Origin of the sequence: Amycolatopsis sp. (assembly GCF_025464955.1) — a bacterium.
Lineage (GTDB): Bacteria > Actinomycetota > Actinomycetes > Mycobacteriales > Pseudonocardiaceae > Amycolatopsis.
In genome coordinates this window covers 140,101-153,605 of the sequence record NZ_JAODNM010000117.1, presented here as the reverse complement: position 1 = coordinate 153,605, position 13,505 = coordinate 140,101, and the positions used below count along the sequence as shown (strand labels likewise).

General features: G+C 68.5%; 14 protein-coding genes. 1 reads left to right on the top strand and 13 read right to left on the bottom strand.

The annotated features are described in order from the left end of the window. The first annotated feature begins 65 nt into the window (after positions 1–65). A complete protein-coding gene (locus JWQ81_RS28490) occupies positions 66–689 on the top strand; it encodes a superoxide dismutase (protein WP_297546297.1) in 624 nt (207 codons plus the stop codon). Between the two features lie 370 nt (positions 690–1,059). Here the strand turns inward: JWQ81_RS28490 and JWQ81_RS28485 are convergent, their stop codons facing one another. The 13 genes from JWQ81_RS28485 to JWQ81_RS28425 all read right to left on the bottom strand — a co-directional run bounded on the left by JWQ81_RS28485 (position 1,060) and on the right by JWQ81_RS28425 (position 13,388). Then, positions 1,060–1,671, bottom strand: coding sequence for a hypothetical protein (locus JWQ81_RS28485; RefSeq protein ID WP_297546295.1), 612 nt, complete (start codon positions 1,669–1,671; stop codon positions 1,060–1,062). Between the two features lie 38 nt (positions 1,672–1,709). Next, on the bottom strand, positions 1,710–2,912 hold the full coding sequence (locus JWQ81_RS28480; RefSeq protein WP_297546293.1) for an ABC transporter permease: 1,203 nt from the start codon (positions 2,910–2,912) through the stop codon (positions 1,710–1,712). After that, a complete protein-coding gene (locus JWQ81_RS28475) occupies positions 2,909–3,610 on the bottom strand; it encodes an ABC transporter ATP-binding protein (protein ID WP_297546292.1) in 702 nt (233 codons plus the stop codon). Before JWQ81_RS28475 ends, JWQ81_RS28480 begins: the two co-directional genes overlap by 4 nt. Next, positions 3,607–4,893, bottom strand: a complete 1,287-nt coding sequence (locus tag JWQ81_RS28470; protein WP_297546291.1) for a biotin/lipoyl-binding protein — start codon at positions 4,891–4,893, stop codon at positions 3,607–3,609. Before JWQ81_RS28470 ends, JWQ81_RS28475 begins: the two co-directional genes overlap by 4 nt. 77 nt (positions 4,894–4,970) lie before the next feature. After that, the gene (locus JWQ81_RS28465) at positions 4,971–5,312 is read right to left on the bottom strand and encodes a hypothetical protein (RefSeq protein WP_297546289.1); all 342 of its coding nucleotides are present in this window, start codon (positions 5,310–5,312) and stop codon (positions 4,971–4,973) included. Positions 5,313–5,325: 13 nt separating this feature from the next. Next, positions 5,326–5,790 carry a hypothetical protein gene (locus tag JWQ81_RS28460; RefSeq protein ID WP_297546287.1) on the bottom strand — a complete coding sequence of 155 codons (465 nt, stop codon included), beginning with the start codon at positions 5,788–5,790 and terminating at the stop codon, positions 5,326–5,328. Beyond that, a complete protein-coding gene (locus JWQ81_RS28455; protein WP_297546286.1) occupies positions 5,787–6,320 on the bottom strand; it encodes a hypothetical protein in 534 nt (177 codons plus the stop codon). Before JWQ81_RS28455 ends, JWQ81_RS28460 begins: the two co-directional genes overlap by 4 nt. Positions 6,321–6,402: 82 nt before the next feature. Then, positions 6,403–7,374: a porphobilinogen synthase gene (gene hemB / locus JWQ81_RS28450; protein ID WP_297546284.1), complete on the bottom strand. Its 972-nt coding sequence runs from the start codon at positions 7,372–7,374 to the stop codon at positions 6,403–6,405. 171 nt (positions 7,375–7,545) lie between these two features. After that, positions 7,546–9,078 (bottom strand): bifunctional uroporphyrinogen-III C-methyltransferase/uroporphyrinogen-III synthase, encoded by a 1,533-nt coding sequence (locus JWQ81_RS28445; RefSeq protein WP_297546283.1) that lies wholly within the window; start codon positions 9,076–9,078, stop codon positions 7,546–7,548. Positions 9,079–9,151: 73 nt separating this feature from the next. Next, positions 9,152–10,108: a hydroxymethylbilane synthase gene (gene hemC / locus JWQ81_RS28440; protein WP_297546282.1), complete on the bottom strand. Its 957-nt coding sequence runs from the start codon at positions 10,106–10,108 to the stop codon at positions 9,152–9,154. Continuing rightward, positions 10,105–11,424 (bottom strand): glutamyl-tRNA reductase, encoded by a 1,320-nt coding sequence (locus tag JWQ81_RS28435; protein ID WP_297546281.1) that lies wholly within the window; start codon positions 11,422–11,424, stop codon positions 10,105–10,107. Before JWQ81_RS28435 ends, hemC begins: the two co-directional genes overlap by 4 nt. After that, positions 11,424–12,245 carry a redox-sensing transcriptional repressor Rex gene (locus tag JWQ81_RS28430; protein ID WP_297546280.1) on the bottom strand — a complete coding sequence of 274 codons (822 nt, stop codon included), beginning with the start codon at positions 12,243–12,245 and terminating at the stop codon, positions 11,424–11,426. The genes JWQ81_RS28435 and JWQ81_RS28430 overlap by 1 nt, the downstream gene beginning before the upstream one ends. 468 nt (positions 12,246–12,713) lie before the next feature. Then, complete coding sequence (locus JWQ81_RS28425) at positions 12,714–13,388, bottom strand: fasciclin domain-containing protein (RefSeq protein WP_297546278.1); 675 nt, start codon at positions 13,386–13,388, stop codon at positions 12,714–12,716. Positions 13,389–13,505 lie beyond the last annotated feature (117 nt).

Genomic DNA, 13,505 nt, shown 5'->3' with positions numbered 1-13,505 from the left:
ACTAGGTTCGGTACAGGAAGACCTTGCGTCGATCACCAAAAATGTCGATCACCAAAGGAGGGCCAATGGCCCGGTACACGCTCCCCGATCTCGATTACGACTACAGCGCCCTCGCGCCGCACATCTCCGGCGAGATCAACGAGCTGCACCACAGCAAGCACCACGCGACCTACGTCAAGGGCGCGAACGACACCCTCGACAAGATCGCCGAAGCCCGCGACGCCGGCAACTTCGGTGACATTGTCGGCCTGTCGACCACGCTCGCGTTCCACCTGGCCGGCCACGCGAACCACGTCGTCTGGTGGAAGATCCTCTCCCCGGAAGGCGGCGACAAGCCGACCGGTGAGCTCGCCGCCGCGATCGACGAGGCCTTCGGCTCGTTCGACAAGTTCAAGGCGCAGTTCACCGCGGTCGCCACCACGATCCAGGGCAACGGCTGGGCCTCGCTCTCCTGGGACCCGATCGGCAAGACGCTAATCACCCAGCAGCTGCGCGACCACCACAACAACCTGATCCTGCCGACCGTGCCGATCCTGCTGGTCGACGTGTGGGAGCACGCGTTCTACCTGGACTACAAGAACGTCAAGCCGAAGTACGTCGAGGCCCTCTGGAACATCTTCAACTGGGCCGAGATCAGCAAGCGCTTCGACAACGCCGTCGCCGGCGGAAACGGCCTGCTGCTCGGCTGAGCCACTTCTTCACCCGATCGGGGCTCTCCCAGCTGGGAGGGTCCCGATTTTTGTCGACCCAAGAGGCACTTTTGTACAAAAGTGGCTCTTCGGTCGTCTGTGTGGATGCTGGTTGCTGTGGACTGGCTCGCCCTCGCTGAGTGTGGGACTCGCACAGCCCATCGGCGAGTCCCACACTCCGGCCCGGCGAGTCCCACGTTCAAACCGACGAGTCCCACAGTCACCACCAGCCGACCACACCCGCTGACCTCAAGAACCTCACCAGCCACTGAGGCGTCGCGGACCCACACATACGACACAAGAACCACTTTTGTGCCCTCCTTGAGCGCTCAACCAGGGCACAAAACCACAAAAGCGCCCCCGGGACTCGTCAGCCGCCGGCTCGGGCGGGCTGCTGGGTGATGCTCTGTGCGGTGACCGTGCCGTCACTGCCGGTGGCCCCCGTGACGGTCACGCTGGCGCCCGCCTTGAGGTCGGACACCTTGCCCGGCTGGGTCACCCCGACCTGCGTCGAGTCCGAAGTGGACACAGTGACCTCGGTGCCCTGGAACGTCTTGATGTACAACGTCGTGCCGTCGACCCGGTCGATGGTGCCGATCGTGCCGCGCCCCGCGCGACCGCCGCCCGGCGCCTGGCCCGTCGCGCCCGCCTGGCCGCCTGCCGTGCCGCCCGTCCCGCCGGTGGCCGCGGCACGCGCGCCGGACGCCGAAGACGTCGTGCTGCTGCCGAAGGCCGCGTGCGTCCACGCGCCCGCGCCGAACGCGAGCGCGACGACCACGATCACGCCGAGCGCGAGGGTCAGCTTGGTGAACGGCTGCGCCACCGCGCGCATCTCGTTCTCGAGGTCGCCGTCGACAGCCGGCTTCGCCACGATCTGCTCGGCCGTGGGCCGTTCCACCTGCTCGGCGGTCGGCGGCTCGACGACCGGTTGGACGACCGTGGGCTGGTCATCCACCGGCTCGGTGTCTGGCCTTCTGGACATCGGATTCTCCTAGCTGTGACGCGAGAGTGGGAGGTGGCCTATTCGTGCCGGAGCGCGTCGATCGGACGCAGCGAGGCGGCCCGGTTGGCCGGGTAACTACCGAAGAACAAGCCGATCAGCGCGGAGACGGCGAACGCCAGGAAGATCGAGGACGGCACGATGACCGGCACGATCCCGTCGATGGTGAACCGGCTGCCGACCACCCCGATCAGCACGCCGAGCAGCCCGCCGAACAGGCTCAACATCGTCGCCTCCGCCAAGAACTGGCCGAGGATCGCCGACCTCGGAGCGCCGATCGCCTTGCGGATGCCGATCTCGCGAATTCGCTCGGTGACCGTGACCAGCATGATGTTGGTGACCCCGATCCCGCCGACCAGCAGCGAGATCGCGGCGACCGCGGCCAGCAGCACGGTGAAGGTCGACGTGGCCGAGGTCCTGGTCGCCAGCAGCTGCGCGGAGTTCTGGATCTGGTAGTCGGGCGTGCCGCCGAGCCGGATCTCGTGCCGCGCGTTGAGGATCGCGGTGACCTCGGTCTGGGCCAGCGAAACCGAGTCCGCGGTGGTCGCCTGCACGGCGATCTGGTTGAGGCTCCCGTAGCCGGTCAGCGAGTTCTGCACCGCGGTGAGCGGCGCTATCGCGACGTCGTCGGCGTCCTGCAAACCGGTACTGCCCTTGGCCTGCAGCACCCCGATCACGGTGAACTGGATGCTGTTGAGCAGGACGTCCTTCCCGACCGGCTCCGCGGTCCCGAAGATCGACGTGGCCGTCGTCGGGCCGAGCACGACGACTTTGCGCGCGCTGGTGAGATCTTCGGAGGTGAACAGGGAGCCGTCGGCGACCGCGCGGTTCGTGGTGGTGAAGTACGCCGGTTCGGTGCCGGTGACCGAGGAGATGTCGTAGCTGGTCTGCCCGTAGGTCGCGGTCGCGGTGGTGGTCACGACCGGCGACGCCGCCTTGACGTCGGGTGCGCCGACCGGGTCGACCAGCGCGTGCGCGTCCTGGACGGTCAGCGGACGCGTGACGGCGCCCGCGGCACCTCCGCGTGCGGCCGACACGTTGAGCACGTTCGTACCGAGGCCCTGGATGCTCGCGGCGATCGACGCCGACGCGCCGTTGCCGACCGCGACGAGCAGGATGACCGCCGCGACCCCGATGGTGATGCCGAGCGTGGTCAGCGAGGACCGCAGCTTGTTCGCCGTCAACCCGCGGACGGCGAACCGCATGATCTCGAAGAAGTTCACGCCACCCCCACGTGACGACGGGTCTCGTCGGCGACGACAAGTCCGTCGCTGACCCTGATCACCCGATGCGCGTGCCGGGCGACCTCGTCCTCGTGCGTGATCATCACGACGGTCCGGCCGAGCTGGTTGAGCCGGTCGAACACGCCGAGAACCTCGTCGGTACTGGCCCGGTCCAGGTTCCCGGTCGGTTCGTCGGCGAGCAGCATGGCCGGCCCGGTGACCAGCGCCCGCGCCACCGCGACGCGCTGCTGCTGACCGCCGGACAGTTCGTTGGGCAGATGCTTCGCGCGATCGGTCAGGCCGACCATCTCCAGCGCCGCCAGCGCCCGGATCCGCCGGTTGGTCCGATTAAGTCCACTGTAGACCAAAGGTAATTCCACATTGGACAGAGCGGACGTACGCGGCACGAGGTTGAAGGACTGGAAAATGAACCCGATCTTCCTGTTTCGCAGTAACGAAAGCTGCCGCTCGTTCATCTCGCTCACCGGGAACCCGTCGAGCGTGTACTCGCCGGAGGTCGGGACGTCGAGGCAGCCGAGCATGTTCAGCAGGGTCGACTTCCCCGAGCCGGACGCCCCCATGATGGCCACGTACTCGCCGGGCATCACCGTCAGCTCGATCCCGCGCAACGCGTGCACTGCGGTGTCTCCGGAGCCATAGGTCTTGGTCAGCTGGGAAACCGCGATTACGGGTTTCATCCCCGGCCACCGCCGGTGCCGGTGCCGGTGCCGCCGGTGCGCGTGCCGCCGATTCCGCCCGTGCCACCCGTGCCGCCGAAGCCGCCGGTACCGCCGAAGCCGCCCGTACCACCGGTGCGCGTGCCGCCGGTCGCCGCCGGGGACGCCCCGGTCAGCACCACGCGATCGGTGTCGGTCAGCCCCGAGGTGATCTGGACCGTCGACGCGCCGCGCACACCGATCTGGACCTGGCGCGTTGTGTTCTGGCCGTTGACGTCGACCACGACAATGCTGTTGGTACCAACGGTCTGCACGGCCGCGGCCGGCACGCTCAGCGCGTTGTCCGCCTGGGCGACAGTGATGGCGACGCTGGCCGACTGACCGGGCCGAAGCCCGGCCGGCGGGCTGGTCAGGGTCAGCTCGGTGCCGTAGGACACGACGCTGCCGCTGGTCGTCGGGGTCAGGTTGACCTTGCTCACGGTCGCCTGGATCGGTGTGTCCGGCAGCGCGTTGAGGGTGACCGTGGACTTCTGGCCGACCTTGACCTTGCTGACGTCGATCTCGGCGACCGAGGAGTCGACGACCAGGCTCGACATGTTGGTGAGCGTGATGAACCCGCTGGTCGACGACGAGCTCGACGAGGAGGCCGAGGACGACGACTGGCTACCCGCGCTGCTACCCGTGCCGGACGACTGGCCGGTGCCCGAGGACGAAGACGAAGATCCGGTGCCGGCCGGCTGGCCGACCGTGCCGTTGATCGCGGTGACCGTGCCGGCGCCCGGCGCGGTGAGCACGGTGTCGTCGACGGCCGACTGCGCGGTGTCGACGTCCAGCTGCGCCTGGTCGACCTTGGCCTGCAGCGAAGTGATCGTGTCGGCTTGCGTGGTCGCCTGGCTGGTGGTGCCGCTCTTGCTCGACGTCGTCGTGGCCGGCGCGTTCTCACCCGCGGTGAGCGCCTCGTCCGCCACTGCCAGGTTCGCCTTGGCCACCTGGAGTTGCTTGTTCGCCTGCGTACTGTCCAAAGTGGCCAGTTTCTGACCGGCGGTCACCACGTCCCCGACCGCGACGACGATCGACGAGACCTTTCCGGAGGTGCCGAAGCTCGCGGCACCGCTATAGCTGCTCGCGACGGTTCCGGCGGCAGAGACGGTCTCGGTGACCGTCGTCCGGGCGACCTGCGTCGTTCGAGTTGTGCTTTGCGCGGCGCTGTCGGCCGGCGAAAATGCTTCGTAGATGCCGAATCCCGCGCCCCCGAGCACGACCACCAGCACACCGTTGACTACCCATGTTCGACGACGCGTCATGGGAGAAAGATTCGCGTTACTGGTTATCAGTTAGCTAGGGGTTGCCTGTGAGGGTGCTGTGGATACCCGGCCGAGCGCTAACCTTTGTGCGGCTTCCGATGCCGGGCGCGCACAGCGAGTAGCAATTCGCGGACGGCGTCGACAAAAACGAGCGTCGCGAGCACACCGAGACCGACCGCGCCGGCGATGGATCCGCCGAAAAAGCGCGAGGAAACCAGACGTGTTCCGTCCGAGAGCACGGTCGTCACCGGGACGACCCCGGAATGCCACAGTGCGAAGGCGAACCAGATGAGCGCGGCGACCACGATCAGCTCGCCGAGCGCCACGAGCGCCCGCCACGGCCGGTGCAGTCGCGCTGTCTCGGTCTGCGCCTCGGTGGGCCAGAGCTCGGCGCCGGTCGGCTGGGGAAGGTCGATCACACCGAACAGCCTCTCACGACTCGTCCGGTCGCGCCGGGACGACGCGGGCCAGCGCGTTCTGCAATGCCTCGACATCGCGCGCCCACGCCAGGACCACACTGCCGTCGGCGACCTCGATCGGCAGCTCGTCGAACTTCCTCGGCACGGTCCAGCCGCCACCGAGCACCTTGGCGCCCAGCGCCGGCGACACGTCGGTCACCGCGACGATCGTGTCGACCGGGAGCGCCTCACGGCCCTGCCAGAGGTTTTCGCGCGTGACCCGCACCGCCAGGAACCGCCGCCGCGCGTAAACCCACGGGGCCGTCATCGCCAGCAACCCGAGCGCGACCAGGATCCAGCCGATGACGTGTACCCCACCGGTGGCCAGGTCGGTCAGGAAACCCACCACCGCGAACAGTGGACCCCACACCAGCGCCGACCAGCTCGCGCCGGGTTCGCGGTAGAGGACCAGCTCGTCGAGGCGGGTGGGCTCGGTCATCGCAGCTTGCGGCCGACTTTGGGGAAGTACGGCTGGACACTCGGCAGATACAGCAGCACGACGGCGATCACGAAGAGCAGGATCGCGAACACGGAGAAAATATTGGTCGGGAAATTGATGTAGAACAAAATGAAGTAGAACAGCGTCGTGACGATCGCGAGGACGGTGACCACGGTGCGCGCCGATCTCGTCCCCTCGCGCATCTTGTACGCGAACAGCGCAATCAGCGCGCCGAACACCACGGCGCCGATCAGGACGACCCACAACAGAACCGAAATGGCGGATTCCCACTGCTCCCTGGTGATCTTGGGATCCTGGTTCTGCTTGACGTATATGTCGACCACCTGGCCCTTGATGAGCAGCAAGAACGCCTGACTCAGAACCAGCACAACCACCCCGACGACCCAGAGCCAGAACGACACGTTCACCGCCCGGGGGCCGACGAACTTCGGGGCCCGCTGGCCTGGGCTGCTGGTCGCTGGCGAGAGCCCCGCAGCGCGGCGCTCGTCATCCGTCTGTTCTTCGCTCACCGGAGGACTCTAACCGGTCCGAAGACTCGTGAGCGTTCCCGCCGGTGCTAACCGGCGGGAACGCTCACGAGCCGGGCCCGCGTCAGTCGAGCCAGGGGGCGGCTTCGGCGGCCCAGTAGGTCAGGATCATGTCCGCGCCGGCGCGGCGGATCGAGGTGAGGACCTCGAGGATGGTGCGCTCGCGGTCGAGCCAGCCGTTGGCCGCGGCCGCTTCGACCATCGCGTACTCACCGGAGATGTTGTACGCCGCAACGGGAACCGGGGACATGTCGGCGGCGGCCCTGATCACGTCCAAATAGGACAGTGCAGGCTTGATCATGATCATGTCCGCGCCCTCGGCGATGTCCAGCTCGACCTCGTGCAGCGCCTCACGCGCGTTGCCCGGGTCCTGCTGGTAGGTCTTGCGGTCGCCCTTGAGCTGCGAATCGACGGCCTCGCGGAACGGGCCGTAGAACGCGCTGGCGTACTTCGCGGAGTAGGCGAGGATGCCGATTTCCGTGAGCCCGGCCTGGTCGAGCGCGCTGCGGATGACGCCGACCTGGCCGTCCATCATGCCGCTCGGGCCCAGCAGGTGTGCGCCGGCTTCGGCCTGCGCGACACCCATCTCGGCGTAGACGCGCAGAGTGGCGTCGTTGTCGACCCCGCCGTCGGCGTCGAGGACGCCGCAGTGGCCGTGATCGGTGAACTCGTCGAGGCAGGTGTCAGCCATCAGGACCGTGGAGTCACCGAGCTCGGCCCGAAGGTCGCGCAGGGCGACGTTGAGGATGCCGTTCTCGTCGATGGCTCCGGAGCCCACGGCGTCCCGTTTTTCGGGGACACCGAAGATCATCAGCCCGCCGACGCCCGCCCGGACCGCCTCGACGGCGGCCTTGCGCAGCGAGTCGCGCGTGTGCTGGACCACTCCGGGCATGCTCGAAATGGAGCGGGGCGCGTCGGCGCCTTCCGCGACGAACATCGGCAGGATCAACTGCCGCGGCCGCAGCGTGGTCTCACCCACCAGGCGACGCATCGCGGGAGTGGTACGCAACCTACGGGGACGATGCTCAGGGAACACACTTTGAGGATACGCCGCTGGCACTCTTCCACTTTTGTGCCCTCTCTCGACCGCAAGAGAGGGCACTTTTGTACCAAAGTGCCCTCGTTGAACGCTCAAGGAGGGCACAAAGGTACAAAAGTGCCCTCCCTTAGCGGCTAAGGGAGGGCACTTTGCGCTTGGGCGCGGCGATCAGCTGCGGCGGGCGCGCTTCGCCTTGCGGGGCGGGGGCAGTGCGCCCTCGGCCCGGAGGCGGGCGGCGTGCTCGGCGAGCGCGTCGACCAGGGACGGGACGTCGGCCTTCTCGGGCTGGACGTCGACCCGGAGCCCGAACTCCACGGCGGTTTCCGCGGTCTTCGGGCCGATGCACGCGACCAGCGTGCGGGTGTGCGGCTTGCCGGCGATGCCGACGAGGTTCCGTACGGTCGAGGACGAGGTGAAGCAGACCGCGTCGAACCCGCCGGTCTTGATCATCTCGCGGGTGTCGGCGGGCGGCGGCGCGGCGCGGACCGTCCGGTACGCCGTCACGTCGTCGATTTCCCAGCCGCGCTCACGCAGCCCGGCCGACAGCGTCTCGGTGGCGATGTCCGCCCGGGGCAGCAGCACGCGGTCGACGGGGTCGAGCACGTCGTCGTACGGCGGGAACTCGGCCAGCAGGCCTTCGCTCGACTGCTCGCCGGTCGGGATCAGCTCGGGCAGGATGCCGAAGGAGCGCACCTTCGCCGCGGTCGATTCGCCGACACAGGCGATCTTCACGCCGGAGAACGCGCGGGCGTCGAGCCCGAACTCCTCGAACTTCTCCCACACCGCGCGGACGGCGTTGGTGGAGGTGAACACGATCCACTGGTAGCGGCCGTCGACGAGGCCCTTGACCGAGCGCTCCATCTGGGCGGGGCTGCGCGGCGGCTCGACCGAAATGGTCGGCACCTCGTGCGACGTGGCGCCGTGGCCGCGAAGCCGCTCCGCCATCTCGCCCGCCTGCTCCTTGGTGCGCGGCACCAGGACCTTCCAGCCGTACAGCGCGCGCGACTCCCACCACGACAGCTTCGAGCGCTGCCCGGCCGCCTGGCCGACGGTGACCACGAGCGGACCGACGAGCTCGCCCGCGTCCTGCGAGACCGACGCCAGCGTGGTGTCGATCGTGCGCTGGGTGTTGATGGTGCCGTTGGAGGTCACCGCGACCGGGGTCTGCGGGGTCATCCCGTGCTCGACCAGCCGCGACGCCGCTTCGGCGAGGTGGCTGGACGTCGCGTGCAGGACGAGCGTGCCCGGGATGGAGGCCAGCCCGGCCCAGTCGACGTCACCGCGGACGTCGACCTCGGTGTGCGTGCCACCGAGCGCGACCCCGGCGTACGCCGGAACGGCCGCGCCGGGCGAGACGCCGGGGATGATGTCGAACACGGCGCTGGTGCGGGACACGGCCTGCACCTCGGCGACGACGGCGGGCTGGGTCAGCGGGTCACCGGCGATGAGCCGCAGCACCAGCTTGCCGTTCTTGGCTTCGGCGGTGAGGTCCTTGGCCACGTCGGCGGGCTCGCCGACGGCGGGCCGGACTTCGGCCTTGTCGTTGGCCAGTGCCAGTACGCCGGCGGGAACGTCGGGGTCGGTCACCACGACCTCGGCCTTGGCAAGCAGCTCCTGGGCACGGACTGTCAGCAGTCCTGCGTCACCGGGGCCCGAGCCCACGAAGGCGACGCGCCCTGTGCTCTTTCGCGCGGGGGTCATCGTTGCAGTTTCTCCTCTTATTCGGCTGGCTGGCCGCCGGCCGGATTTCCTGTCGAGCTGGTTCTAGGTGCTGTTACTGGTTCGTGCTGCCGGTGCCGGAAAGTGCTCCGGCGCCGAGGTCCAGCAGCTCGGCGGCCAGTGTCCGGCCGAGCTGCTCCGCGTCCGCGAGGTCGGCGAGCGCGATCGCGCGCACCATGTCGACCTCGTCGCCCTCGCCCTCGACGGCGGCGGTGCCGCGCAGCGAGATCCGCACGACGATCGCGCCATCGGCGTCGAGGTCTTCGACCACCTCGGCGAGTGCGCCGACCGGCGCGCTGCACCCGGCTTCGAGCGCGGCGAGCAGTGCCCGTTCGGCGGTCACCGCGGCCCTGGTCGTCTCGTCGTCCAGCGTGGCGTGGAGCAGGTGTTCGACGTCCACATCGGTGGCCCGGCATTCCACCGCCAGCGCGCCCTGTGCGGGTGCGGGCAGCATCTGGATCGGGTCGAGGGTCTCCGTGATGGCGTCGCCCCGGCCGATCCGCACCAGTCCGGCACGCGCGAGGACGACGGCGTCGAGCTCGCCGTCGGTGACCTTGCGCATGCGGGTGTCGATATTGCCTCGGATCGGCACGATTTCCAAACCGAGGCCGAGCGCGCGCAGCTGGGCGGTGCGCCGCGGGGAGCCGGTGCCGACCCTCGAACCGGCGGGCAGCTCACCCAGGGTGAGGCCGTCGCGGGCGATCAGCGCGTCCCGCGGGTCCTCTCGCAGCGGCACCGCGGCCAGCACGATTCCCTCGTGCGGCGCGGTCGGAAGGTCCTTGTACGAGTGCACGATGACGTCGACCTCTTCGGCCAGCAGCGCGTCTCGCAGCGCGGAGGTGAAGACCCCGACGCCGATAGTCGGGATCGGCGCGCTGGAGCGATCGCCCGCCGTCGACACTGTGACGAGTTCGACTTCCTGGCCGGCCTTGCGCAGTGCGTCGGCGATGGTCCCGGTCTGCGCGAGCGCGAGCTTGCTGCCGCGGGTACCGATGCGGATTGTCCTGGTCACTTCTCTTCTTTCGCAGTGGCCGACGGGCTCGCGACGACCGCGGGTGCCTGGGGGTCCAGGCAGAACAGTTCGCGAAGAGCGTTGGCGTAGTCGGTGTCGTCCGTCTCGGCGGCCAATTGCTTGACCCGCACCGTCGGCGCGTGAAGCAGTTTGTCGACGACCCGGCGGACCGTACGGCCGACTTCTTCCCGCACGGAGCCGTCCAGCTCGGGGAGGCGGTGGTCGAGGCGCAGCAACTCGGCGTCGACGACCTCGGCGGCGCGGCGGCGCAGGGCTGTCACCGTGGGGGTGACTTCGGCGCTGCGCTGGCCGGCGAGGTACTCGCGCACCTCGTCGAGCACGATGCCGTTGGCCTTGGCTGTCTGCTTGGCGGAGCTGGTGCCGCCGGTGCCGGCCGCGACCTCGTCCATCCGGCGGCGGACGGTCTCCAGGTCCACCAGCGCGATGCCGTCGAGCTCGGTGACGGACTTGTCGACGTCGTGCGGGAGCCCGAGGTCGCAGATGACCAGCGGTTTGGTGCGCGGAAGCACGTGTTCGCGGAGCAGTACCGGGGCGTGCGCGCCGGTGCACGCGATAGCGACGTCTGCCGCGGACAGCGCCGTGGAGAGCTCGTCCATCGGCACGGCTCGAGCGGAGACACCTTGTGCGACAAGGGATTCCGCGAGCCTGTGCGCGTTGCTGGCGGTGCGGTTGACGACGGTGATCTCGCCGATGCCCGCCTTGCGGAGCTGGCTCGCCGTCAGCGCGCCCATGGAACCCGCACCGACGATCAGCGCGTGCTTCCCGGTGATGTCAGGGACTTCCGCGAGTGCCTGTGAGACGACCGACGCGCCCAGCCTGTCGAGCCCGGTCTCGGTGTGGACCCGCTTGCCGACCCGCAGCGTGGTCTGGACCAGCTCGTGGAGGGTGCGGCCGACCGTGCCCGCTTCGCGCGCGTCGGCATACGACGTCCGGACCTGGCCGAGGATCTGCGTCTCGCCGACGACCATCGAGTCGAGGCCAGACGCGACCGAGAACATGTGCTCGACCGCGGCACCCGCGTAGTGCACATAGAGACTGTCGTTGAGGTCTCCGGACTCCATGCCCGCCTGCGCGGCGAGGATCTCGGAAACGTCGTTGAGCCCGCCGTGGAAGGTCTCGACGACCGCGTAGACCTCGATGCGGTTGCACGTCGAGATCGCCATGGCCTCGCTGATGTGCGGGGCCTGCTGCAGCTGGTGCAGCAGCTTCGGCAGCTCACCGGCCGGAACGGCAGCGCGCTCCAGGGTAGTCATCTCGGCGCTCCGGTGGGAAAGGCCCACCGCGAGGATGCTCATCAACCGACCACCAATCCGTTGCCACTGCCATGGTTACTGAGCTCCTCGTCGGCCCGGCGCGCGACGTGGAACGACAGGATCTGCAGCTCGACCGCCAGGTCGACCTTGCGGACCTCGATATGCGCCGGCACCTGGAGCACCACCGGCGCGAAGTTGAGAATGCACTGGACACCGCCGGCGACGAGCCGGTCGCAGACCGACTGGGCGGCGGTGGGCGGGGTCGCGATGACCCCGATGGAGATCTCCCGCTCGGCGCAGATGGCCGGGATGTCGTCGAGGTGGGACACCGGCAGGCCGCCGACCGGGACGCCGATCAGGTCCGGATCGAGGTCGAACAGCGCCTCGACCGGGAAGCCGCGGCCGGGGAAGCCGCCGTAGTTGGCCAGCGCGTGGCCGAGGTTTCCGATGCCGACCACGGCGACCTTGTGCTTGCGGGTCAGGCCGAGGATGCGCTCGATCTCGTCGATGAGCACCTGGACGTCGTAACCGACGCCGCGGGTGCCGTAGGAACCGAGGTAGGACAGGTCCTTGCGCAGCTTTGCCGAGTTGACCCCGGCCGTGACGGACAGCTCCTCGCTGGAGACCGTCGTCCCGCCCTGCTCGGCGAGCGCGGACAGGACCCGCAGGTACACGGCGAGCCGAGCGACAGCGGCCTCGGGAATCGACTTCGCGCGAACGCCGCCTTCGGGCGCGTGGCCGTTCGTCGGCACGGCGGCCATCTCGGCTGTCGGCGCGTTGTCGGCGTCGGGTGTCAGCGGTGTCCCCGGGAGCGACTTGGGCGCGGCGGCAGCTCCGTTACGACGGCCTCGCTGTGCCACCACGCTGGCTCTCCTCACCGAAACTGCTCGCCGAACACCACTTCTACCTGCTGTACAAAACTGGCTCTTGACCCAGCGGCGGGGTTCCGGTTCGATACCGGTCCGCCGCGGAAGCGACCCCACTACGGTAGCCACTTGTGAACGCAGGCACAAAGTCACAGGTCGGCGGCATGACGAGCGGCACACTCGCAGAGGTGACACTGGGGAAAACCACAGAGACCGGTTCCGAACCGACGAAGTCATCTGTTGGGAACCCGGTCGTATCCAGCTTGACCGCGTCGAGCCGGCTCTCGACTACCTCCACGGTCGCTCGCACACGTGCCGGCCGCGCTTACGTCATAACCCGCAGGAGGGCGGCAAACCCAAGCACCGCATGACTACCTCAATCTTGAAAATCACCAGAAAAAGGGCAGCGAAAACGCCCGGAACGCGGTTGCGTCCGGGCGGTTCGCGAATTGTTCGGGTGCAGAATCAGGATTTGTTGGTGCCGGGGGTCAGTACCTTGCCGATAACGAAGACGGTCGCGTTCTTGGTGGGGATGTTGCCGCAGAGGACCGGGTTTCCGTTGACGGTCGGGGCGTCCGCGGTGCCACCGATCTTCAGCGTGCCGGCGGTGTCGCCGTCAAGGGTCGGGACGCTGCCGGCCGCGATGAGACCCTTGGCGTCATAGCGCGTCGGGACGACGTGGTACTTGAGGATCGGGGCCAGCGTGGCCGGGTCCTTGACCAGCGCGGCGACCTTGTCGGCGCCGAGGGCGGTGAAGGCCGCGTCGGCCGGGGCGAACACCGTGATGGACGGCGCACTGTTCAGCGGGTCGACCAGGTTCGTCGCCTGGACGGCCGCGACCAGGGTCTTGAGCAGCGGGTTCGTCGACGCGGCGGAGGCGACGGGCTGGGAGCCCATGGCGTTCAGGCCACCCGGGGCGTCGCCCTGGGGAAGACCGGAACAAGCCGGGCCGAACACGTCGGCGTTGGTGGTGACACCGTCGCCGGCTGACGTGGCGGCCGAGGAAGAGCTGGCCGGCGCGGGAGCCGGGGCAGGGCTGCTCGAGCTGGCAGCGGGCGTGTCATTGCTGCTGCAAGCCGCGAGAGCCAATACCGCGACAGCCGCGATTCCGATTCCGGCGACGCCTCGAATGTTCTTCACTGAAAACCACTCCTTCGAATTCGGGACGACGCCCGGAAAACTCGCTTGTCATGGGTTATTCGCCGCCGAACCGGAAGCGGATTGCCACTCGGACGAGTTATTCGAAGAATGTTTTCA